General features: G+C 67.6%; 20 protein-coding genes. 14 read left to right on the top strand and 6 right to left on the bottom strand.

Annotation, left to right across the window (positions count from 1 at the left end):
- Positions 1 to 5 precede the first annotated feature (5 nt).
- Both ACX1DX_RS04200 and ACX1DX_RS04195 read right to left on the bottom strand, forming a co-directional pair.
- Complete coding sequence (locus tag ACX1DX_RS04200) at positions 6 to 2,486, bottom strand: DNA gyrase/topoisomerase IV subunit A (RefSeq protein ID WP_459397738.1); 2,481 nt, start codon at positions 2,484 to 2,486, stop codon at positions 6 to 8.
- 25 nt (positions 2,487 to 2,511) lie between these two features.
- On the bottom strand, positions 2,512 to 3,540 hold the full coding sequence (locus tag ACX1DX_RS04195) for an App1 family protein phosphatidate phosphatase (protein ID WP_182763423.1): 1,029 nt from the start codon (positions 3,538 to 3,540) through the stop codon (positions 2,512 to 2,514).
- 37 nt (positions 3,541 to 3,577) lie between these two features.
- Between ACX1DX_RS04195 and ACX1DX_RS04190 the strand changes: the two genes are divergently transcribed.
- The 5 genes from ACX1DX_RS04190 (at position 3,578) to ACX1DX_RS04170 (ending at position 8,029) form a co-directional block, all read left to right on the top strand.
- Positions 3,578 to 4,132 carry a DUF5998 family protein gene (locus ACX1DX_RS04190; protein WP_076058754.1) on the top strand — a complete coding sequence of 185 codons (555 nt, stop codon included), beginning with the start codon at positions 3,578 to 3,580 and terminating at the stop codon, positions 4,130 to 4,132.
- Complete coding sequence (locus ACX1DX_RS04185) at positions 4,132 to 5,250, top strand: alkaline phosphatase family protein (protein WP_182763422.1); 1,119 nt, start codon at positions 4,132 to 4,134, stop codon at positions 5,248 to 5,250. The genes ACX1DX_RS04190 and ACX1DX_RS04185 overlap by 1 nt, the downstream gene beginning before the upstream one ends.
- On the top strand, positions 5,247 to 6,488 hold the full coding sequence (locus ACX1DX_RS04180; RefSeq protein WP_459397737.1) for a glycosyltransferase: 1,242 nt from the start codon (positions 5,247 to 5,249) through the stop codon (positions 6,486 to 6,488). Before ACX1DX_RS04185 ends, ACX1DX_RS04180 begins: the two co-directional genes overlap by 4 nt.
- The gene (locus tag ACX1DX_RS04175; RefSeq protein WP_459397736.1) at positions 6,481 to 7,131 is read left to right on the top strand and encodes a thymidine kinase; all 651 of its coding nucleotides are present in this window, start codon (positions 6,481 to 6,483) and stop codon (positions 7,129 to 7,131) included. The genes ACX1DX_RS04180 and ACX1DX_RS04175 overlap by 8 nt, the downstream gene beginning before the upstream one ends.
- A 295-nt stretch (positions 7,132 to 7,426) precedes the next feature.
- Positions 7,427 to 8,029 (top strand): hypothetical protein, encoded by a 603-nt coding sequence (locus ACX1DX_RS04170; RefSeq protein ID WP_459397735.1) that lies wholly within the window; start codon positions 7,427 to 7,429, stop codon positions 8,027 to 8,029.
- A 297-nt stretch (positions 8,030 to 8,326) separates the two neighbouring features.
- On the opposite strand, the gene sepH is transcribed toward ACX1DX_RS04170, so the two are convergent.
- Positions 8,327 to 9,385, bottom strand: coding sequence for a septation protein SepH (sepH, locus tag ACX1DX_RS04165; RefSeq protein WP_459397734.1), 1,059 nt, complete (start codon positions 9,383 to 9,385; stop codon positions 8,327 to 8,329).
- A gap of 55 nt (positions 9,386 to 9,440) precedes the next feature.
- Here sepH and ACX1DX_RS04160 point away from each other — a divergent pair, with 55 nt between their 5' ends.
- Positions 9,441 to 9,737: a DUF4193 domain-containing protein gene (locus ACX1DX_RS04160; RefSeq protein ID WP_076058767.1), complete on the top strand. Its 297-nt coding sequence runs from the start codon at positions 9,441 to 9,443 to the stop codon at positions 9,735 to 9,737.
- Between the two features lie 8 nt (positions 9,738 to 9,745).
- Here ACX1DX_RS04160 and ACX1DX_RS04155 read toward each other — a convergent pair whose 3' ends face one another.
- The gene (locus tag ACX1DX_RS04155) at positions 9,746 to 10,036 is read right to left on the bottom strand and encodes a DUF4235 domain-containing protein (RefSeq protein WP_083665330.1); all 291 of its coding nucleotides are present in this window, start codon (positions 10,034 to 10,036) and stop codon (positions 9,746 to 9,748) included.
- Between the two features lie 62 nt (positions 10,037 to 10,098).
- On the opposite strand from ACX1DX_RS04155, the gene ACX1DX_RS04150 reads away from it, so the two are divergent.
- The 4 genes from ACX1DX_RS04150 to ACX1DX_RS04135 are packed head-to-tail and all read left to right on the top strand — an operon-like array spanning position 10,099 to position 12,112.
- Positions 10,099 to 10,542, top strand: a complete 444-nt coding sequence (locus ACX1DX_RS04150; RefSeq protein WP_182765675.1) for a DUF3093 domain-containing protein — start codon at positions 10,099 to 10,101, stop codon at positions 10,540 to 10,542.
- Positions 10,539 to 10,976 (top strand): dUTP diphosphatase, encoded by a 438-nt coding sequence (dut, locus tag ACX1DX_RS04145; protein WP_459397733.1) that lies wholly within the window; start codon positions 10,539 to 10,541, stop codon positions 10,974 to 10,976. Before ACX1DX_RS04150 ends, dut begins: the two co-directional genes overlap by 4 nt.
- Before the next feature lie 17 nt (positions 10,977 to 10,993).
- On the top strand, positions 10,994 to 11,752 hold the full coding sequence (locus tag ACX1DX_RS04140) for a DUF3710 domain-containing protein (protein ID WP_182763415.1): 759 nt from the start codon (positions 10,994 to 10,996) through the stop codon (positions 11,750 to 11,752).
- A gap of 3 nt (positions 11,753 to 11,755) precedes the next feature.
- Complete coding sequence (locus ACX1DX_RS04135) at positions 11,756 to 12,112, top strand: single stranded DNA-binding domain-containing protein (protein ID WP_182765678.1); 357 nt, start codon at positions 11,756 to 11,758, stop codon at positions 12,110 to 12,112.
- Here the strand turns inward: ACX1DX_RS04135 and ACX1DX_RS04130 are convergent.
- The gene (locus tag ACX1DX_RS04130) at positions 12,109 to 12,786 is read right to left on the bottom strand and encodes a potassium channel family protein (protein WP_076058776.1); all 678 of its coding nucleotides are present in this window, start codon (positions 12,784 to 12,786) and stop codon (positions 12,109 to 12,111) included. The genes ACX1DX_RS04135 and ACX1DX_RS04130 overlap by 4 nt on opposite strands.
- A gap of 9 nt (positions 12,787 to 12,795) precedes the next feature.
- The gene (locus ACX1DX_RS04125; protein WP_459398171.1) at positions 12,796 to 13,443 is read right to left on the bottom strand and encodes a potassium channel family protein; all 648 of its coding nucleotides are present in this window, start codon (positions 13,441 to 13,443) and stop codon (positions 12,796 to 12,798) included.
- A gap of 116 nt (positions 13,444 to 13,559) precedes the next feature.
- Between ACX1DX_RS04125 and ACX1DX_RS04120 the strand changes: the two genes are divergently transcribed.
- From ACX1DX_RS04120 to ACX1DX_RS04105, 4 genes are all read left to right on the top strand, one after another.
- Positions 13,560 to 15,554 carry an APC family permease gene (locus ACX1DX_RS04120; protein ID WP_459397732.1) on the top strand — a complete coding sequence of 665 codons (1,995 nt, stop codon included), beginning with the start codon at positions 13,560 to 13,562 and terminating at the stop codon, positions 15,552 to 15,554.
- Entirely contained in the window at positions 15,551 to 16,681 is a 1,131-nt protein-coding gene (locus tag ACX1DX_RS04115; RefSeq protein ID WP_459397731.1) for a class I SAM-dependent RNA methyltransferase, read from the top strand. Before ACX1DX_RS04120 ends, ACX1DX_RS04115 begins: the two co-directional genes overlap by 4 nt.
- Before the next feature lie 113 nt (positions 16,682 to 16,794).
- On the top strand, positions 16,795 to 19,608 hold the full coding sequence (locus tag ACX1DX_RS04110) for an aconitate hydratase (protein ID WP_459397730.1): 2,814 nt from the start codon (positions 16,795 to 16,797) through the stop codon (positions 19,606 to 19,608).
- A gap of 535 nt (positions 19,609 to 20,143) precedes the next feature.
- Positions 20,144 to 20,533, top strand: coding sequence for a hypothetical protein (locus ACX1DX_RS04105; RefSeq protein WP_076058785.1), 390 nt, complete (start codon positions 20,144 to 20,146; stop codon positions 20,531 to 20,533).
- Positions 20,534 to 20,544: the final 11 nt, after the last annotated feature.

Here is a 20,544-nt window from a genome sequence, read left to right as displayed (position 1 = left end):
AAATGTTACTCCCCGAAGAGGGTGTCGACGGGCTCTGTCCGGGGAGCGACGCCTGCATCACGGCCCGCCAGCATCGTCACCGGCTGGGACAGCGGAGTGCCGGAACCGTCGCGTCGTCCCTGTTCGCGGGGCAGTTCGACCGGCGAACCGCTGGAGGCCGCGGCGACCACGGGGCGTGGGCCGATGGCCGCGATGAGGAGGGTGTCCTCGCCCTTCAGGAAGCGGTGCGCGCGCACCCCGCCCGTGGCCCGGCCCTTGGCCGGGAACTCGGACAACGCTGTGACCTTCGCCAGGCCGGTTTCGGTACCGGGCAGGGAGGTCGACGAGCCGGAGATGGTGACCACGTCGTCCGTGGCCGAGTCGACCACGCCGAACCAGACGGCGGTGGCGCCGGGGGACAGCTTCATGCCGGCCATCCCGCCACCGGTGCGGCCCTGGGGCCTGACGATGGACGCCGGGAAATGCAGCAGTTGGGCGTCGGTGCTGAGGAAGGCCAGATGCTTCGACTCGTCGTGCAGTTCGACGGCGCCGACCACCTCGTCGCCGTCCTTGAGGGCGATGACCTCCCACGAGTCGCGCACCAGGAGATCTGGGCGGACCCGCTTGACGATGCCCTGACGGGTACCGATGGCCAGCCCCGGCGACTCAGTGTCGAAGGTGGTCAGGCCCAGTGCCCGCTCACCGGGCTCGAGGGGCCACAGTTCGTGGGCGAGGCTGCCGCCCTGGAGGCTGGTTCCCGAAGCCGTCAGCGGGACGGTGGGCAACTCGATGGCGCGGCAGCGGATGACGCGGCCGCGGTTGGTCAGCACCCCGAATTCGCCGTGGGCGCTCGTCTTCACCCGGGCGATGACCACATCGTGCGCGGCCCGGCCCTCGGTGGGGAGCGGGCCGAAGTCACTGGTGCGCGCCACCAGCCCCGTGCCGCTCAGGAGCACCCAGCAGGGATGGTCCGGCACCTCGAGGGGCCCAGCCTTCACAGTGGTGGGCACGCCGGAGGAGGCCAGCAGGATCGTGCGACGCGGGGTGCCGAACTCCTTGGCCATCGCCGCCAGCTCGGTGCTGACGAGACGGCGGAGCACCGCCGGATCCTCGATGATCTCGCGCAGGCCGGCGATGGTGGTGGCCAGTTCGTCGGCCTCCTTCTCCAGCTCGATGGTCGAGAACCGGGTGAGGCGGCGCAACTGCATGTCGAGGATGTAGGTGGCCTGCGCGTCGTCCAGGTCGAAGGCGCCCATGAGGCGTTCCTTCGCTTGGGCGCCGTCGTCGGAGGAACGGATGATGGCGATCACGTCGTCGATGTCGGCGATGGCGATGATGAGACCACGCACCAGGTGCATGCGTTCTTCGGCCTTGGCGAGGCGGTGGTTCGTGCGGCGCAGGGTGACGTCGAGGCGATGGTCGAGGTAGACCTCCAGCATCTCCTTCAGCGTGAGCGTGCGCGGCTGGCCTTCGACGAGCGCCACCGCATTAATGGCGAAGGTGTCCTCGAGTTTGGTGGCCTTGAAGAGCTGCTCGAGCAGGGCCTCGGGGTTGATGCCGTTCTTCACCTCGATGACCAGGCGGGTGCCGTGCGCGAGGTCCGTGAGGTCCTTGACGTCCGCGATGCCGGTGAGCTTCTTGTCCTGGACGCCCTTCTTGATCTGCTCGATGATGCGCTCGGGGCCGATCATGTAGGGCAGTTCGGTCACCACGATGCCCATGCGCCGGGGGCTGACCTTCTCGATGCGGGTGGTGGCGCGCAGCTTGAGGGAACCGCGGCCGGTGGCGTAGGCGTCGCGGATCCCATCGAGGCCGACGATCTTGCCGCCCGTGGGAAAATCCGGGCCGGGGATGTGGCGCATCAGCTCGTCGAGTTGGATGCCCGGGTTCTTCAGCAGCTGCTGGAGGCCGGCGACCACCTCGACCAGGTTGTGCGGCGCGATGTTGGTGGCCATGCCGACGGCGATGCCTGCGGCGCCGTTGACCAGCAGGTTGGGGAACGCGGCCGGCAGGACGACCGGCTCGGTCTCCTTGCCGTCGTAATTGGGTTTGAAGTCGACGGTGTTCTCGTCGATGCCCCGGGTCATGGCCTGCGCGGGCAGCGCCATCCGGCATTCGGTGTAGCGCATGGCGGCCGGGCCGGCGTCGAGGGAGCCGAAGTTGCCGTGCCCATCGATCAGGGGGAGGCGGACGGACCACGTCTGGCCCATGCGCACCAGCGCGTCGTAGATGGCGGTGTCGCCGTGGGGGTGCAGGAGGCCCATGACCTGGCCCACGACACGGGCGCACTTGACGTGGCTGACGTTGGGGCGGACCCCCATCTGGTCCATCGAGTAGAGGATGCGACGCTGGACGGGCTTGAGGCCGTCGCGCGCGTCTGGCAGTGCCCTGGAGTAGATGACCGAGTAGGCGTATTCCAGGAAGCTGGTCTCCATCTCCTGGGTGACGTCGACGTCGAGGATGTGTTCTTCCTCATTGAGTTCGTCGTCGATCGTCCGCTTGGTCATCGGGCGCTCTCCTCAGGTTGTGGGACTACAGCAACCTGGAGAGCTTATCGCCCAAACCGTCGCCGTCAGGCGCACGCACCTCCGGCGCCGTGTCGGGTTCCCACCTTTCGTCGCTCTGCGGCACCTCCATGGGCAGGCCGTGGGCCAACGTGTGCTCGCCGGGCGTCAGCTGGCGGATGGCGCGGGCGCGGACATGCTCGGGCTGGAGGCTGGCGAACTCGGCGTACAGGTCCGGATCGTGCTGGCCGTCGTCGCCGACGAGGAGCCAGCGGATGTTGGGGAGGTCACGGGCCAGTTCACGCAGGCAGCGGCGCTTATGGTCTGGGCCACTGCGGAACCAGCCGGTGTTGGTAGGGCCCCAGTCCGTCAGCAGCATCGCGCCCTGCGGGATACCGTGCCGGGAGATGAACCGCTTGATCATGGGGAACGTGTTCCAGGCCCCCGTCGAGATGAAGATGATGGGTGCGCCGGGGTGCTGGGCGAGCAGCTGCTGGTACAGCCGCGCCATCCCGGGAACGGCCTGGCGGGCCTGCTCCGTCACTACGAACGAGTTCCAGGCGGCGAGCATCGGCCGGGGGAGCGAGGTGCTGAGGATGGTGTCGTCGATGTCGCTGACGATGCCGAAGTCCACGTCGTCACCGATCACCTGGACGCTGGCCAGCGCGGAGGCGCCACCTTCGCCCTCGAGGGTCACCGAATGCCAGCCCGGCGCCAGCCCTGGATTCCGGACGCGCACGTCGATGAAGCCGCCCCTGTCTGCCTGGACGGGGATACGGACATCGCCGATCACCACGGTGACCATGGCGTTGACCTTGGCCGCGGCCATGAAGTTGCGCCAGCCCCGGCGGTAGATGAGGGCCGAGGCTGCCTGCACGATACCCAGCGTGTCCGAGGGTCGCAGCACGACCCTGGCGAGGATGCGCAACTGCTCGCTGGTGCCGTAGCCGGTGTAGGAGATGATCGACTCCTGCCAGCCCCTGCGGTCGAGCGCGCTGTTCAGCAGCGAGTTGAGACGGTCTTCCATGCGGGCTGCGATGAAGGGGCGAGAGGCCATGAACCAAACCTATCCGGCTCCGTGACAGAATGGCCCGGTGACCGCCGACAACCAGACTCTCCCCACCGGCCTCATTGACGAGATCGCCGAATGCGGGTTCTATCCCAGCCTCGTTGCAGAGACGGTGCTGATGGGATTGCAGGGGCGACCGGTGCTGCACTACCTGGTGCAACACGAGGCGACCTTCGCGGGGCACGAACTGCACCGGCACATGACGGTGCTGGTGCTCACGGAGCAGCAGCTGCAGATCTGCCACATCGACGAGGGGGAGGGCGGTCGCGCAGAGGCGCTCGCCACTTCTGAGGTCGTCGCCCTGCGGGCCATCGATTCGGTCGTGGTGACGCGGGCCATGGCCAATCCCGAGACGCGCTCCGGGCTGAACGAAGCGTGGCTGACGATCGTCTGGGGGGCCGCTCGTCGGCTCGACCTGGGCCCGGCCACGTGCGAGGACCCCACCTGCGAGGCGGACCATGGCTACACGGGTGTGTTGCAGCCCGACGACATCACCGTGCGCATGAGCCCCGCGGCGGACGGTGAGAACGCCAAGCGACTCGTGGATTTCGGGGCCGCCCTCCAGCTGGTGGTCGCCTGATGTCCACGTTCGTGGATCCGCGCTACGGGGACCTGTCGCTCGCCAACCTCCTGCCCAGCGTCGTGGCTCGGCTCGATGGTGAGATCCCCCTGATCGAGATCCCCGAGGCCCGGCAGTACGTCGTGCTGCTGATCGACGGGCTCGGCTGGCACCAGCTCAGGGAGCACGCCGCGCACGCGGAGACCATGGCCGGCCTCCTGGACCGGGGCCACCGCCTCACCTGTTCCGTGCCGTCCACCACGGCCACCTCGCTGACGTCGCTGGGCTGCGGCGCCACGCCTGGTGAGCACGGGGTGGTGGGCTACAGCTTCTATGAGCCGACGGTGGGCCGGGTCATCAATTCGCTCACCTGGGAGGGCGGCCCCGACGACATCGAGGGCTTCGCTCAGAAGCCCACCGTGTTCCAGCGCCTGGCCTCCCAGGGGCGGCCCAGCGCGGCCGTGACGCTGGGGCGGTTCGCCGGCAGCGCACTCACCAGGGTCGCCTTCGCGGGTACCCGGCTGTTCCCGGTGGCCAATGAGGGCGATGTGGATGAGATCACCGGCCACGTGACCGAGGCGCTGCGCGAATCGGACGTCGTCTACCTCTACGAGCGGCTCCTGGACTCGGACGGTCACTCGCACGGTACGGGCAGCTGGCAATGGCTTGACCGGTTGGCCGTCATCGACGACCACGTCGCCCACCTTGTGGAGACCCTGCCGCCGTCGGTGTGTCTGCTCATCACCGGCGACCACGGCATGCTGAACGTCCCTGAGGACACCCGCGTCGTAGTCGAGGATGAACCGCGGCTCGCCGGCTACTCGCACCTGGGCGGCGAGCCCCGATTCCGCCACATCTACGGCGAGGACCCCCGGGCCCTGGCCTGGGCCTGGGAATCGGTGTTCGGTGAGCGGGCGCTGGTGCTCCGCCGTGAAGAGGCCATCGAGGCGGGCTGGTTCGGACCCAACGTGTCCAACATGAGCTCCGCGCGCATCGGGGACGTGGTGGCGGCGATGACCGGTACCTGGGCGGCGATGACGTACGCCACGCCCGGCGAGTTCTCCCTGGTGGGCATGCACGGCTCCCTCACTGCGGCCGAGATGGAGGTCCCCCTGCTGATGCACGGGGGTGGCCGGTGAGCCTGCGCATCGCGATCCTGATCGACGACTTCTTCCCCGCCTCGGGGGGCATCTCCAGATCCGTGCAGACGCAACTGGAGGAGCTCACCCGCCTCGGTCACGACGTCACCCTCATCGCGCCGGACCGGCACCTGGTGCCGCCACCCGGGGCACGGACCATCGCCTGCCCCGTGCTGTACAAAGAGGGCCTGCCCTCGCACCTGAGTGTGCTGCAGCCCACGGAGCGCCGGGCCCGCAGGATCTCCGCGCGGGCCGCGTTCGACGTCGTGCACTCCCAGACGGAGCGGGGCGCGGTGGTGCTGGCCGCCCGCCTCGCGCGCCTGCAGAACATCCCGCACGTGCACACCTTCCACGCCAACATCGCCGGCACCCACAGCACGCTGCCGGTGCAGGCCGTGTTCGGGTCGCTCGGCTACGAGGTGCTGGTCACCCGCGCGCTGGCGCTGGCCTCCAAACGGCCGCCGCGCTTCACTTCGGCGTTGCCGCCCCGCACCGCGGAGCCGGACAACAACGGCTTCTTCACGCGGATGGATTGGCGGTCCCTGGGGTGGATCGCGGCCCACGTCGATCTTGTGACCAGTCCCGCCCAGTACATGCTGGACAACATCGAGGCCGCCGTCGCGCAGCCCATCGCCGGCCGGGAGATCCGCAACGCGTCGGCCGACACCTTCGTCGGCGTCGACGCCCCGCGTAGGACCGACAGCAGCGCGGTGCGCTTCCTGAGCATCGGCAGACTCGCCAAGGAGAAACGCCTCGACGTGGCCATCCGGGCCTTCAACCGGGCCGCGATCCCCGGCGCCGAACTGGTCATTGTCGGCGACGGCGACCAGCGAGCCCGTCTGGAAGCCCTCGCAGGGCCGGGCGTGCGGTTCCTCGGGGCGATCTCGGAGCGTGAGTCCGTGGCGGAGCAGTACCTGACGGCGGACGCGATGGTGCTCAGTTCGTACCGCTTCGACGTGCAGCCCATGGTCATCCTCGAGGCCGGTGCCGCGGAGTTGCCGGTGCTGTACTGCGACGACCGGCTGACCGCCGGACTGAGCCAGGCCACCAGCCGCCTGGTGGCCCCGGACATGCAGGCGCTGGCCGTCGGGCTACGGGAGATGGCGGAACCCGGCCGGCTTGCGGCGCTGCGCCGCGGTTACCGCGAGGTGGACGTGCGGTTGCGGCCACGCGACATGGCCGACGCCTACGTTGAGGTCTACGAAGAAGCGATCAGGATGCCGAGGAGACATGGCTGAACTTGTGTTCCACAGCGGACCGATGGACTGTGGCAAGTCCACGATGGCCCTGCAACTGGACCACGTCCATTCCACCCATGGACGGCGGGGACGGGTCTTCAGCTCTCAGGACCGGGCGGGGCATAGCGTGATCACCTCCAGACTGGGGCTGAGCGCCCGCGCCATCGAGGTCTCAGCGGAGTTCGACTTCTGGCGCTACGTCATCACCGAACTGACCAGCGGCCGCATCGTCGACTACCTGGTGTGTGACGAGGTCCAGTTCTACACGGCGGAACAGATCGATCAGCTGGGGCGGATCGTCGACGAACTCCAACTCGACGTCTACGCGTTCGGGATCCTCGCCGATTTCCGCACGGAGCTGTTCCCGGGCTCCAAGCGGCTGGTGGAGCTGGCAGACAGGCTCGAGATGCTGTCGCTGGGGCCGCTGTGCTGGTGCGGCGCCCGCGGAACCCACAACGCGCGCACCGTCGACGGGTTGATGGTCACCGAGGGTTCGCAGGTTGTGGTGGGTGACACCGCGGCGGGCGAAGAGGTGCGCTACGAGGTGCTGTGCCGCATGCACCACCGTCGGCGGATGACGGCGACGAGGGCACGGGCGACGCTGTCGCCGGATCCGTTGCCCTTCGACGACGCCGCGCTGTGACAAGCCACTGACCCCACCGCGCAATCGCGCACTCGCTCTTCGCAATACCGCGTCCGCGGTTCCCAATGCCCCGGGGGCGTGTCGCTCTACGAGTTCGAAGTCTAGAACGGTCTCGAGCCGTCCCGCCGACCCCGCCGTCGGGCGCAGTGAACCGTTCGTGCGCCAAGTGAGACTCCTACTTCTGCGACAGCCCCAAGGTTGCGTGGGACGTTGAAGCCGCCGCTGTGAACGCCAAGGCGGCCCCCGGCACAGCAATGCTCGCGGAACCTGCCACTTCGGTGATGGCTCACCAGTGGTGGACGCCACCTTCACGCTGGTCCAGGAGCCCACCCCGGTGCACTCAGGCTCGCGCCATCTGGTGAGTGCTGAGCACGCCTATGCCGCCGAAGGCTCGTTCGATGCCACGGTGACCTTCTCCGATGGCCGCGTCGTGACCGGCAAGGTCGGCGTTGCGGCCGGGTACGCCGCTCCCGTCGAATGGTCGCCCGACGTGTGCGTCGCTCCGGGCGTCGACGTGCTGAACGCTGAAGCCACGATCCAGGACAACTCGCGCCTGGTCGCGGATCTTTCCGGCCTCACCCCCAACAGCTTGGTGACCATCCAACTCTCGCAGGAGCCCATCACAGCCCCCGCGCCGGGCGCGACCAAGTTCGAGGATGCTTTGATCCAGGGTCGGTTCATGACCGACGCTGACGGCACCGCCCATCTGGTGCTGCCGGTGGTGTATCGCACCCTCGTCGGTAAGCACCTGCGCCGCGTGACCGATGTGGACGGGCGCTTCTCGGAGCAGGTCATCACCGAAAACTCGTCGTGGGCGTCGCTCACCGGCGAGATCATCACCGGCGCGACAGCCGGTGGCCAAGACGCTGTCTGCGGGCAGGGCTGCCACGGACATTGACCTCGATGTGTCGGCGCGTTATGTGCGCATCGTGATCACGGAGAACCACTCCACGACGGATCCGCACGCCACCGTCGGCGAACTGGAGTTCCGCTCCGTGTCGAACGAGCCCCCGTGGTCGTCGATCCGGTGCCGGAGAGTTGTTCGGAGGACCCGAGAAGCGAGGCTGATCCACACCTGAGCCGGGCGTCCGCGCCCGGCCCGGGCGTTCAGCTGATCATTGACTGAAACGGAACCCCGGGCTTCAAAGCAGAACTGCTTGAAGCCTGGGGTTCTTTCGTGCCGTGCCCCCGCCTGCTACTTGGTGGGGCCGCCGAACATGATCTCGTCCCAGCTGGGAACCTTCGCCCGACGGCGACGGCGGCTGGGCTTCTGCTGCTCGTCCTCAGCCTCGACGAGGGCGTCCTGGGTGGGTTCATCCACCTCGGTCACCGGCTCCTCCTCGATCACCGTTGTGACCTCATCCTGCGGTGCCTCCTCGGCCGGGTTCTCGGGGGCGGTGAGGTCTCCAGCCGGTTCATCCACGACGGGTTCCTCGACGTCTTGTGCCTCGGGAGCGAGCACGGGGGCCTCCTCCGGCTGGACAGGGTCCAGGATGCCGGTGTAGATGCGTACCGAGTCTTCGCTGATGCCGCTCAACATGTCATACAGGCTGTCGAGTTCGGAGGTGTCCTCGTTGCTGTCGTGCATCAACTCCGACGAAGGCACCTCGTCGCCGGGGTGGGAAACGGGTTGCGTGGCCCGCACCAGGGCGAGCTCATCGTGGAAGTCGATGGTGTTCTCTTCCTCCGGGGGAGCGTCGCCGCGCGCCTCCTCGCCGATCATCCAGCGGGCGTCGGAGTTGTGGGCCACCGAGAAGCGACCCTTGGGGTCGAACACGAACTCGGCCACCCTTGACTCCGCCTCGACGTTGGATGTGAGGCGGGCGATGATGCGCCACTTGAGGTCTGACTGGCGCCACGCGTCCCACGTGACGTCGTCGGCGTCGATGCTGCGCGTGCGGAGCCTCGTGGCGATCAGTTCGCCGAGACGCCTGTGTGTGCCGGACTCGCCCCGACGGCGCACCGTGGACACCTGGGCCGTCTGGGCGACATGTTCGCGTTCCGCGAGCACTGGGCCGGCGAATGCGTCGATGCGCTCGGCCGGCATTCCGCTCTCCGCAACCAGATCTTCGATGGAGGCACCCGCACGGACACGGGTCTGGATCTCCCGTGGGGTCAGAGAGTGGTCCATTGGGCTCCTCGTACGGCTGGCTACTGTCTGGGACAACTTACCAGCGTACGCCCTCGTCGCGCGGTAGGCAGAGCGCTGGGAGTGCACATTCTCAACCACAGGCGCCGAGCGGGTATCCCACATTTTGGCGGGATGTGGTACACATAGCGCGATCGCGGCAACGAAAGGACATACACGGATGGCAACGGACTACGACGCTCCCCGCAAGACCGACGAGGAGATGAGCGAGGATTCGCTTGAGGAGTTGAAGTCGCGTCGCGCTGACAAGAACTCGGGCAAGGTTGACGAGGACGAGGTCGAGGCGGCCGAATCCTTCGAACTCCCGGGAGCTGACCTCTCCCACGAAGAACTGACCGTGCGCGTCCTGCCGCGGCAGGCGAACGAGTTCACGTGTGCTTCATGCTTCCTCGTGAAGGCCCGCCCGCAGCTCGCGGAGGAACGCAACGGCCAGTACTACTGCGTGGACTGCGTCTGAGAGCTGGGTCAGGTGAGGCGTGAGCGCAGCTTGCCCGGGCCGTTGTGGCTGTAATTGGCCATCCAGCGGCGATGCACGTAGCGGTTCATGACGAGCTGCGCCACTCCCACCCCCAGGCCGCTGGCGGCTGCCCAGATGAGGCCGTTGACCAGCGGGGCCTCCGGATCGTTGGGGTCCGGCGGCGGTTCACCGGTGGCGGCCTCCCAGACTTTCGTGATGGTCTTCTGCACCACCATCGTCGTGACGGCACCTGCAGCTCCCGCATAGAGCTTCCACATGATCTTCTCGGTCATTGCCATGAAGGTTCCTTTCGCCGGCACCAGATCCATGCCCATTATGCCCACGGGTTAAGGTGACTGTCGTGAGCTATTCCGAACGCCTGCACATCCCCTGGTGGTGGATCGTGATCGGCCTCCTGTTCGTGGCAAGTATCGCCGTCGCCGTGCTCGCCTACCTCGAACTGTGGTTGGCCATCAGCGTCGTCGCGTTGACCCTCGTGGGCGTCGGGCTGGGCCTCGTCGCCTACAGCGCCACCCGCCTGAGCGTCGACGGCGAAGCCTTCACCGCGGGGCGCAACAGGCTCGAGCGGGAATACATCGGCGAGGTGACCGCGCTCGAGGGCGAGGCGGCCCGTCAGGCGCTCGGCCCCGGCGCCGACAACCGCGAGTTCCTCTTCACCAGACCCTTCATTGACGGCCTGGTGCGGGTGGAGTTGGCGGACCCGGCAGACCCGCACTCGCGGTGGCTCGTCAGCACCCGGCGCCCCGCCGAACTCGCCGCAGCGCTCAGCGAGATTGCGCGATGAACATCAACACCGTCGCTGCCGACGGGCACCTCCCCAGCTACGCGCACCCGGGCGACGCCGGTGCTGATCTCCGCACGACGGAGGACGCGGTGTTGGCGCCGGGGGAGCGCCGCCTCGTCGGCACCGGAGTAGCGGTGGCCATCCCCGACGGTCACGTCGGGCTGGTCACGCCCCGGTCAGGTCTCGCGGCGCGGGCCGGTCTGAGCATCGTCAACTCACCCGGGGTCATCGACGCCGGCTATCGCGGCGAGATCAAGGTATGCCTCATCAACCTGGACCTGCACAACCCCATCCGGCTCCTCGCCGGGGACCGGATCGCGCAGTTGCTGATCATGCCTTTCGTGACGGCCTCTTTCACGCCTGTGGACGATCTCGATGAGACTTCGCGCGGGATCGGTGGGTATGGTTCAACTGGTGGTTTCACCACACCCTGAGACCAGAAGGAAGACCTGTGATTTTCGGACGCAAGAAGCGCCCCGCTGAGGCCGAACAAAACCGGTCGGCCACTGAAGTGGTGGACGAGCGCATCGCGGAAGAAGTGGAAGACCGGCCGGCAGAAGCCGAGGCGCGGCCCGAAGTGACGCCGATCGAGGCCCAGGCGGCCCTGTGGGACGCCGAATTCGACCGTGACTGGGGCCCCTTCGACATCGAAGAGGTGGACCTTGAGGCCGACGCCGACGAGGTGCAGCGCCTGGATCTGGGCACGCTCGTGCTCACGCCCTTCGAAGGCATGTCCCTGCAGCTGCAGGTCAACAAGGACACCAACACTGTGCAGTCCCTGCTCGTGGGCGACGGTAACCAGTCGGCGCTCGAGGTGGCGGTCTTCGCCGGCCCCGGAAAGTCGTCGATGGTGCCTGAGATCCGCTCCGAGATCATCCGCGCCACCCAGCAGCAGAAGGGGCGCATCGAACTGGTCGAGGGTCCCTTCGGTGCCGAGGTCCGCCGGTCGCTGCCGATGACAGACCCGAACGGCAATCCCGCCATGCACGTGTCGCGCACCTGGTTGGTGCCCGGCCCCGGATGGGTGCTCCGGGGTGTTCTCCTGGGGAAGGCAACGTTCGAGCCCAACAATGAAGACATCCAGGTGGCGCTGCGGGAGTTCTTCAGCGCCCTCGTCGTCCGTCGCGGCACCGCGCCGGCAGCACCTGGCAGCCTGCTCCCCATGACGGTGCCGCAGCAGGCCCAGCAGCAGGCGGCGCAGGAGGACTGAGAAATGACTCGTACGTCGCTCCGAGAGCGGCTGCGGCGCTGGGTGACCCCGATCGAAGAGTTGGAGGCCACTGAGCTGATCCAGCGCGCCGAGGACAGCGGGGCACAGCAACTGGCACGGTGCGAGCCGCGCAGCCGTGTGAAGCTCCGCGGCGAGATCGTCTCCATCACCTCTGATGCCGAGAACGGTTGGCTCGAGGCGGAGGTCAACGACGGCTCCGGCACCGTCCGCCTCATCTGGATGGGCCGCAGCCGGCTCGAATGCCTCATGCCTGGGCGCCACATCCGCGTCGCGGGCAGGCTCGCCGACGAGGACGGAAATCCGGTGATCTACAACCCGGACTTCGAGATCATCCCCTAGCTTTCCTCAGGCTCGGATTCCGGGTCGAACAGCTCGGCCAGGTCCGGCTCCGATTCCTGGGTGACCAGGAACAGCAGTTCATCGCTCGCCTCGAAGGCACGGTCGCGTTCGGGGGTCAGCGGGGCGCCGTCGCGGATGATGGCCACCAGCACCGCGTCGCCCGGCAGTTGGATGTCGCGGATGCGGTGGCCGATGAAGCGTGAACCCACGGGAAGCCGGATCTCCGAGAGATGCGTCGTGGACTTCGTGAAGGTCAGCAGCCGAACGAGGTCGCCCGTGGACACAGCCTCCTCGACGAGGGCCGACATCAGGCGGGGCGTCGAGACGGAGACGTCGACGCCCCACTGGTCGTCGAACATCCACTCATTCCCCGGGTGGTTGACGCGGCCAACGGTTCGGGGCACACCGAATTCGGTCTTGGCGAGCAGGGAGTGGACGAGGTTGGCCTTGTCGTCACCCGTGGCCGCGATGGCCACGTCGTAGCGATCCAACTCCGCTTCCTCGAGCGAACTGAGCTCGCAGGCGTCAGCCTCGAGCCAGGTGGCGCCGGGGACGGCACCGCGGTGAATGGCGGAGCGGTCCTTCTCGATCAGAAGGACCTGGTGGCCGTTGGCGATCAGTTCACGGGCGATGGAGCGGCCCACGTTGCCTGCTCCCGCGATGGCGACGCGCATCTCGTCCTCCTAGTTCCGGCCGGGGGCGTTGGCGAAGAGCGTCTCGAGTTCATCGACCCGCTCGGTGTAGCAGGCGACGAAGATGAGGTCGCCGTCCTGATAGATCGTGTCGCGGTCCGGGACCAGCCCGCGTCCCACCCGCAGGAGGAACGGGATGGGGGCGTCTGCGGCAGCTGACAGTTCGCTGACCCGGCGGCCCACCCAGCCGTTGTGGACGTGGATCTGCATGAGGCGGGCATCGCCGGTGGGGTCCGACCACACCGGCTGGCTCCCTGCGGGGAGCAGCCTGCGGAGCATCTGGGTCACGGTCCACTTGACCGTCGCGACGGTGGGGATGCCCAACCGCTCGAACACCTCGGCGCGGCCCTGGTCGTAGATGCGGGCCACCACGTTGCTGACGTGGTAGTTCTCGCGCACCACGCGTGCCGAGAGGATGTTGGAGTTGTCGCCGGAGCTGACCGCGGCGAAGGCGTCTGCGCGGCGGATACCGGCGGCCTCCAGCACCTCACGGTCGAAACCGATGCCCTCCACTGTGAGTCCCTTGAAGTCGTTGCCCAGCCGGCGGAACGCCTCAGGGTTCTGGTCGATGACCCCCACGCTGTGGCCCCGCTTCTCGAGACCGGTGGCGAGCATGGCCCCCACGCGGCCGCAGCCCATGATGACGATATGCACCCTTGTCTCCTCCGACGGTCGGGATGAGCACCCGTGTGTTCAGAACATAGCACCAGGCTGCGCCGATGACATTTGGGGGCAACAGGTCTACGTTGAGCGTTGTGAACGTGATCTCGGCGCTCAAGCGCATGGTGGTGGGACGACGTCTGGCCAACGCCCAGATGGGCGAGACGCTGCTGCCCAAACGCATCGCCCTGCCAGTGTTCGCCTCCGACGCGCTGAGCTCCGTGGCGTATGCGCCCGACGAGATCCTCATCACGCTGTCACTGGCGGGCATGGCGGGTTTCCTCTTCTCCTGGGAGATCGGCCTGCTGGTCGCCATCGTCGTGGCGGTGGTGGTCGCGTCGTATAGGCAGACCGTCCACGCCTATCCCAGCGGCGGCGGAGACTATGAAGTGGCGCGCGAGAACCTCGGCCGGCATGCCGCACTGACGGTCGCGTCGGCCCTCATGGTGGATTACGTGCTGACCGTCGCTGTGTCGGTCTCCGCCGGCGTGTTCAACGCCAAAGCCATGGCGCCGTTCCTGGAGGGCTACGAAGCCTGGACGGCGGTGGGCGTGATCGCGTTCCTCACCCTGGTGAACCTGCGCGGCGTGCGCGAGTCCGGCAGCGCGTTCGCGGTCCCGACCTACGTCTTCATGGTCTCCATGCTGTCGATGATCGCCATCGGTCTCCTGCGCATCTTCGTCCTGGGCCACGACCTCAAGTCGGAGACCGCAGACCTGATCGTCGTGCGGCCCGACGGCGCGGCCGACCTGGCCGGCTGGGCCCTGATCGCCATCCTCGCCCGCGCCTTCTCCTCGGGGTGCGCGGCGCTGACCGGCGTGGAGGCCATCAGTAACGGGGTGCCGGCGTTCCGGCCGCCCAAGAGCCGCAACGCCGCCACGGTGCTGGCGCTGCTGGGCCTCATGGCCATCACCATGCTGGTGGGCATCATCTCGCTGGCCAACCTCACCAAGGTGCACCTCATCGACGAGCTGACCGGCACCCACTACGTCGACGCCGCGGGCAACACCATCCACAGCGCCGCCACCACGGTGACGGGGCAGTTGGCCCGTGTGGTGTTCATGGACTGGTTCCAGCCGGGCTTCTACATCATGATCACTGCCACGATGTTGATCCTGTTCCTCGCGGCCAACACCGCCTTCAACGGGTTCCCCTCCCTGGCGTCGATCCTGGCGAAGGACGGGTACCTCCCACGGCAGCTGCACTCGCGCGGTGACCGGCTGGCGTACTCCAACGGCATCGTGATGCTGTCGCTGGGCGCCATCGCCCTGGTGCTGGCCTTCAACGCCTCCGTGACGGCCCTCATCCAGCTGTACGTCGTCGGGGTGTTCATCTCCTTCACCGTGGGGCAGATCGGGATGGTGCGGCACTGGACCACCGCGCTGCGCACGGAGCACGACCCCGCCGAGCGCCGCCAGATGGTGCGCAGCCGGGTGATCAACTTCATCGGTGCCTCCCTCACCGGGATCGTGCTGCTCGTGGTGCTGGTCTCCAAGTTCACCCACGGCGCGTACCTCGCCCTCGTGGCGATGGGCGCCATGTTCCTCGTCATGCTCGCCATCTCGAACCACTACAAGGCGGTGTCGAGGGAACTGGCCCTCACGCCGGAATCTGATCGCGCCCTCCCCAGCCGGGTGCGCGGGGTCATCCTGGTGCAGCGGGTCAACCTGCCCACGGTCAAGGCCATTGCGTTCGCACGCGCCACCCGACCCACGACGCTCACCGCGGTGACCGTCGCCATCGACGACGACGAGGTGGAGCAGATCCTCGACGAATGGGAGGACGAAGACTTCGGCGTTCCGCTCAAGGTGATCGCGTCTCCCTACCGCGAGATCACGGGCCCCTTCATCCGCTACGTCAGCGAGCTTCGCTCGGAGAACCCGCGCGACGTCGTCAGCGTCTACATCCCCGAGTACGTCGTCGGACACTGGTGGGAACAGCTGCTGCACAACCAGACGGCGCTGCTCATCCGCACCAGGTTGCACTTCATGCAGGGTGTCATGGTGACGTCGGTGCCCTACCAGTTGCGCAGTTCAGGCAGGCGCCGCGACCTCACCCGTCGCGCGTCGCAACCAAGGATCGGTAGATGATGACTGAGGTCATGTTGGAGCGCGTGGCGCACGGTGGCTATATCGTCGGGCGGCTCGACGGCAAGGTTGTCTTCGTCACCGGCGGGTTGCCCGGAGAGCGGGTCCGGCTGGAGATCACGGACCGCGGCAGCAAGTTCGACCGCGGCCGCGTGACGGAGGTGCTCGACGCGGCGCCCGGGCGCGTGGTCCCGCCCTGCCCCATCGCAGGCAGGTGCGGTGGCTGCGACTGGCAGCACGCCGATGCCGACACGCAGCTCGCCCTCAAGACAGCGGTGGTGGCCGAGCAGCTCGAGCGGCTCGCCGGGCTCACCTGGGACGGCGAAGTCGAGGCGGTGCCCGGAGGTCTGCTCGACTGGCGCACCCGCGTTCGCTACGCCGTCGACGACGACGGCTCGGTCGGCCTCCGGGCCCGGCGCTCGCACGACATCGTGCCGCTGCCGGACCAGGGTTGCCTCATCGCCGCCCCCGGGTCCACCGTGGAGGAGCTGCAGGCGTTCGCAGATCCCGGCGTCGACCTGGAGGTGACCGTGGCGGACCGGAGCGTGACGTTGATCAGCGGTCGTCGCCTCAAGGGACCGGATCCCGTGCAGCAGAAGGTGCTCGGACGGACGTACACCGTCGCCGCCGGCGGATTCTGGCAGGTACACCCAGCCGCCGCCGAAACCCTGAGCCGAGCCGTGCTGGACGGGCTGCGTCCCGAGCCGGGGGAGCGGGCCATGGACCTCTACTGCGGCGTCGGCCTGTTCGCCGGTGCCTTGGCCGACGCCGGTTGCCTGGTGCTGGGGGTCGAGGCCGGCCGTGGGGCGGTTGAACTGGCCAGGCGCAACGTACCAGAGGGCGAGTTCTTCGCACTGCCCGTCGAGCGCGCCGACCGGCAGTTGCCGGAGTGGGCGGACCTGATCGTGCTGGACCCACCGCGCAAGGGCGCGGGAGCCGGCGTGGTTCGGGCGGTGGCGGCCCGGCGCCCACGGGCCATCGCCTACGTCGCGTGCGACCCGGCTGCGCTGGCGCGCGACCTGAAGACGTTCGCCGCCGAAGGCTATGAGCCTGTCTCCATCCGGGGCTTCGACCTGTTCCCGATGACGCACCACATTGAATGCGTCGCGATCCTCCACCCAGCCTCTTAGGCGGCGGCCGACCCCCTAGGATGAGCGGAAGATGGCGACGCCGCCGCGCGCCCGGAGCTTGTGCGGTATCTTGATATCAAGATAATCTGGCGTCAGCCAAGTAAAGGAGAAGGATGAGCGTCAACAGTTTCGGGGCGAAGTCGAGCCTCGACGTCAACGGCACCTCGTACGAGATCTTCCGGCTCGACTCCGTGCCGGGCTCCGAGAAGTTGCCTTTCAGCCTCAAGGTCCTCCTGGAGAACCTGTTGCGCACCGAAGATGGTGCCAACATCACCAAGGAGGACATCGAGTTCCTGGGGAACTGGGACCCGACTGCGGAACCCGACCACGAGATCCAGTTCACGCCGGCGCGCGTGATCATGCAGGACTTCACCGGCGTACCCTGCGTCGTCGACCTGGCCACCATGCGCGAGGCCGTCGTCGCCCTCGGCGGTGACGCCTCCAAGGTCAATCCGCTGTCGCCGGCCGAGATGGTCATCGACCACTCCGTGATCGCCGACGTCTTCGGCACGCCCACCGCGTTCCAGCAGAACACCGACATCGAATACCAGCGCAACCGCGAGCGTTACCAGTTCCTCCGCTGGGGCCAGACCGTGTTCGACAACTTCAAGGTGGTGCCGCCCGGCACCGGCATCGTGCACCAGGTCAACATCGAGCACCTGGCCCGCGTCGTCTTCCCGCGCAGCGTCGACGGTGTGGTGCAGGCCTACCCCGACACCTGCGTGGGCACGGATTCGCACACCACCATGGTCAACGGCCTGGGCGTCGTCGGCTGGGGTGTGGGCGGCATCGAGGCGGAGGCGGCCATGCTGGGCCAGCCCGTCTCCATGCTCATCCCGCGCGTCGTCGGCTTCAAGCTGACCGGCAAGCTGAGCGAAGGCACCACCGCCACCGACCTCGTGCTGACCATCACGGAGATGCTGCGTGAGCACAAGGTGGTCGGCAAGTTCGTCGAGTTCTACGGTGACGGCGTGGCCGAGGTCCCGCTGGCCAACCGCGCCACCATCGGCAACATGAGCCCCGAATACGGCTCGACCATCGCCGTGTTCCCGATCGACGCGAAGACCACCGACTACCTGCGCCTGACCGGCCGTGATGAGGAGCAGATCGCCCTCGTCGAGACCTACGCCAAGGCCCAGGGCCTGTGGCACGACCCCTCGATCGAGCCCGTCTTCTCCGAGTACATCGAACTGGACCTCTCCACCGTCGTCCCGTCCATCGCCGGGCCCCGTCGCCCCCAGGACCGCATCAGGCTGGACCAGTCGAAGACCGCGTTCCATCAGGAACTGGTCGCCTACGTGGGCGAGCCGGAGGCCGACTACAACGGCTACGACAGGGCCGTGAACTCCACGATGGACGCCTCGGACCCCACCGAGCCCACTCCTGGCGAGACGGACAGCTCGCCCGCGCCGCACGGCGCAGGGAACGGCGCCTCGCCTGACCGTGTGGTCAAGAAGGTGCCCGTCACGCTGGCAGACGGCTCGAGCTTCGATCTCGATCACGGCGCGGTCACCATCGCGTCGATCACCTCATGCACGAACACCTCGAACCCGAGCGTGATGATCGGCGCCGCACTGGTGGCCAAGAAGGCCGTCGAGAAGGGCCTTACCCGCAAGCCGTGGGTCAAGACTTCGCTGGCGCCGGGCTCACAGGTGGTCACGGACTACTACGAGAAGGCCGGCCTCACGCAGTACCTCGACGCCATCGGGTTCAACCTCGTCGGCTACGGCTGCGTCACCTGCATCGGCAACTCCGGTCCGCTCATCACCGAGGTCTCCGAGGCCATCAACGAGCACGACCTCGCCGTCTCGGCGGTGCTCTCGGGCAACCGCAACTTCGAGGGTCGCATCAACCCGGACGTGAAGATGAACTACCTGGCCAGCCCCATGCTGGTCATCGTCTACGCGCTCGCCGGCACGATGGATATCGACCTCTTCTCGGAGCCGCTCGGCCAGGACCAGGACGGCAATGACGTGTTCATGGCCGACATCTGGCCCACCCAGGCGGAGATCGAAGAGGTCGTCGCCGGGTCGATCAGCGCGGAGATGTTCTCCTCGCGCTACGCCGACGTGTTCAGCGGCGACGACCGCTGGCGCTCGCTGCCCACCCCGGACGGCGACACGTTCGAGTGGGAGGACGACTCCACCTACGTCCGCAAGCCCCCGTACTTCGAGGGCATGCCGGCCGACCCGGCGCCCGTCGAGGACGTCTCCGGCGCCCGGGTCCTGCTGAAGCTGGGCGACTCGGTCACCACGGACCACATCTCCCCGGCCGGCTCCATCAAGGCGGACTCGCCCGCCGGCGAGTACCTGACGGCCAATGGGGTCGAGCGTCGTGACTTCAACTCGTACGGTTCCCGTCGCGGCAACCACGAAGTGATGATCCGCGGCACGTTCGCCAACATCCGGCTGCGCAACCAGATCGCACCGGGCACCGAGGGCGGCTTCACACGTGACTTCACCCAGGCCGACGGCCCCGTCACCGCCGTCTACGACGCTGCCGTCAACTACGCCGAGCAGGGCACCCCGCTCGTCGTGCTGACGGGCAAGGAGTACGGCTCCGGTTCCTCGCGTGACTGGGCGGCCAAGGGCACCGCGCTGCTGGGCGTCAAGGTCGTCATCGCCGAGAGCTTCGAGCGGATCCACCGCTCCAACCTCATCGGCATGGGCGTCCTCCCGCTGCAGTTCCCGGCGGGCGAGAGCGCCGATTCCCTGGGCCTGACCGGTGAGGAGACCTTCTCCTTCGAAGGCATCTCCGAGCTCAACAACAACGTGACGCCGAAGACCGTCAAGGTCACCGCGGTGAGCCCCGACGGCAAGGAGACCGTGTTCGAGGCTCTCGTCCGCATCGACACGCCGGGGGAGCGCAGCTACTTCCAGCACGGCGGCATCCTGCAGTACGTGCTGCGTAATCTGGCCAACGCCTGATCTGAGCACAGACGAACCGGGCCGGTTCCCTTTCGGGAGCCGGCCCGGTTCTCGTGTGGTGCCGCCCGGAGCGTTGCCGCATGGACATCTGGGCCACCAACATCGTGATGTTCAAGTAGCAGACGCTGAACGGGGGAGCATAAGCTCCCGTTCAGGAGAGTGGCCCCTTCAGCTAGGCGATGCCGGCTGCGGGGGCTGCCTGCTTCTGCGGGCATCATCCCCCTGCGTGCCCGGGAGGGTTTGAACATCGTCATCTGACCGACATCTGCAGTTCACGTCGCCGTGGGCGCCGCGTCATCTGGTCAGGTTCTGCTTGGAGGGAACCGATTGGAGGATCACATGTTCGCATCGATGAAGCGTTTCGTGTTGGTCGGCGCGGTCGCAGCGCTGATCGTTGGCTTGTTCACCGGCCCCGCGAAGGGGGGCACGGAGGGGACCCCGGAGATCCGGAGCTGAACCCCTGGCCTCGCGGAAAGGTGAGGTCGATTGGAGCAGGCACTCGATTTTGTCCGGGCGTTGAGCTTCAATAGAAGGTATGTTCGATGAAGATGAAGTTATCCGCGTGTACGTGCCGCCGGGTTGGCCCGGGGCCGTGCGCCCGCCGGGGTCCAGCGGCTGGCTGAAGACGGCGGAGTCTTTCCTGCTGGACTCCTGCCCGTCGGAATACCGGGGGTACCAGGTGTTGCGCCGTCACCCTGTCGTGCTGGCCCGGATGGCGCGGGAGTTCGTCGCGGCCCAATTGGTGGCGACGCGCAGCGGTTTGGCGGGTGTGCGCACCTCGTTGTCGGGCGTGGTGGACACCGCAACGGTCGATCAGGCCGCGGTCGTCCTGCAGCAGGAAGAAGCCCGGCTGGTCCGGGTCGCCAGGGGAGTGGAACTCGTCGAACAGGCGCTCCGGGACGTGCGTTTCGTCCCCCGGCTGTGACCTCCGCCCGC

It is taken from the genome of Tessaracoccus zhenghani, from assembly GCF_054552775.1.
This window is presented reverse-complemented; position numbering and strand designations above follow the sequence as displayed.

Excerpts from the sequence above, each read along its gene's own strand:
- ACX1DX_RS04195 (WP_182763423.1), bottom strand. The coding sequence starts at position 3,540 with ATGGCCTCTCGCCCCTTCATCGCAGCCCGCATGGAAGACCGTCTCAAC.
- ACX1DX_RS04125 (WP_459398171.1), bottom strand. The coding sequence starts at position 13,443 with ATGGGCTGCGGCCGCGTGGGGGCCATGCTCGCCACCGGTCTCGAGAAG.
- ACX1DX_RS04105 (WP_076058785.1), top strand. The coding sequence starts at position 20,144 with ATGTTCGATGAAGATGAAGTTATCCGCGTGTACGTGCCGCCGGGTTGG.
- ACX1DX_RS04130 (WP_076058776.1), bottom strand. The coding sequence starts at position 12,786 with ATGCGCGTCGCCATCGCGGGAGCAGGCAACGTGGGCCGCTCCATCGCC.
- ACX1DX_RS04110 (WP_459397730.1), top strand. The coding sequence starts at position 16,795 with ATGAGCGTCAACAGTTTCGGGGCGAAGTCGAGCCTCGACGTCAACGGC.
- ACX1DX_RS04175 (WP_459397736.1), top strand. The coding sequence starts at position 6,481 with ATGGCTGAACTTGTGTTCCACAGCGGACCGATGGACTGTGGCAAGTCC.
- ACX1DX_RS04135 (WP_182765678.1), top strand. The coding sequence starts at position 11,756 with ATGACTCGTACGTCGCTCCGAGAGCGGCTGCGGCGCTGGGTGACCCCG.
- ACX1DX_RS04115 (WP_459397731.1), top strand. The coding sequence starts at position 15,551 with ATGATGACTGAGGTCATGTTGGAGCGCGTGGCGCACGGTGGCTATATC.
- dut (WP_459397733.1), top strand. The coding sequence starts at position 10,539 with ATGAACATCAACACCGTCGCTGCCGACGGGCACCTCCCCAGCTACGCG.
- ACX1DX_RS04185 (WP_182763422.1), top strand. The coding sequence starts at position 4,132 with ATGTCCACGTTCGTGGATCCGCGCTACGGGGACCTGTCGCTCGCCAAC.
- ACX1DX_RS04160 (WP_076058767.1), top strand. The coding sequence starts at position 9,441 with ATGGCAACGGACTACGACGCTCCCCGCAAGACCGACGAGGAGATGAGC.
- sepH (WP_459397734.1), bottom strand. The coding sequence starts at position 9,385 with ATGTGGGATACCCGCTCGGCGCCTGTGGTTGAGAATGTGCACTCCCAG.
- ACX1DX_RS04200 (WP_459397738.1), bottom strand. The coding sequence starts at position 2,486 with ATGACCAAGCGGACGATCGACGACGAACTCAATGAGGAAGAACACATC.
- ACX1DX_RS04155 (WP_083665330.1), bottom strand. The coding sequence starts at position 10,036 with ATGGCAATGACCGAGAAGATCATGTGGAAGCTCTATGCGGGAGCTGCA.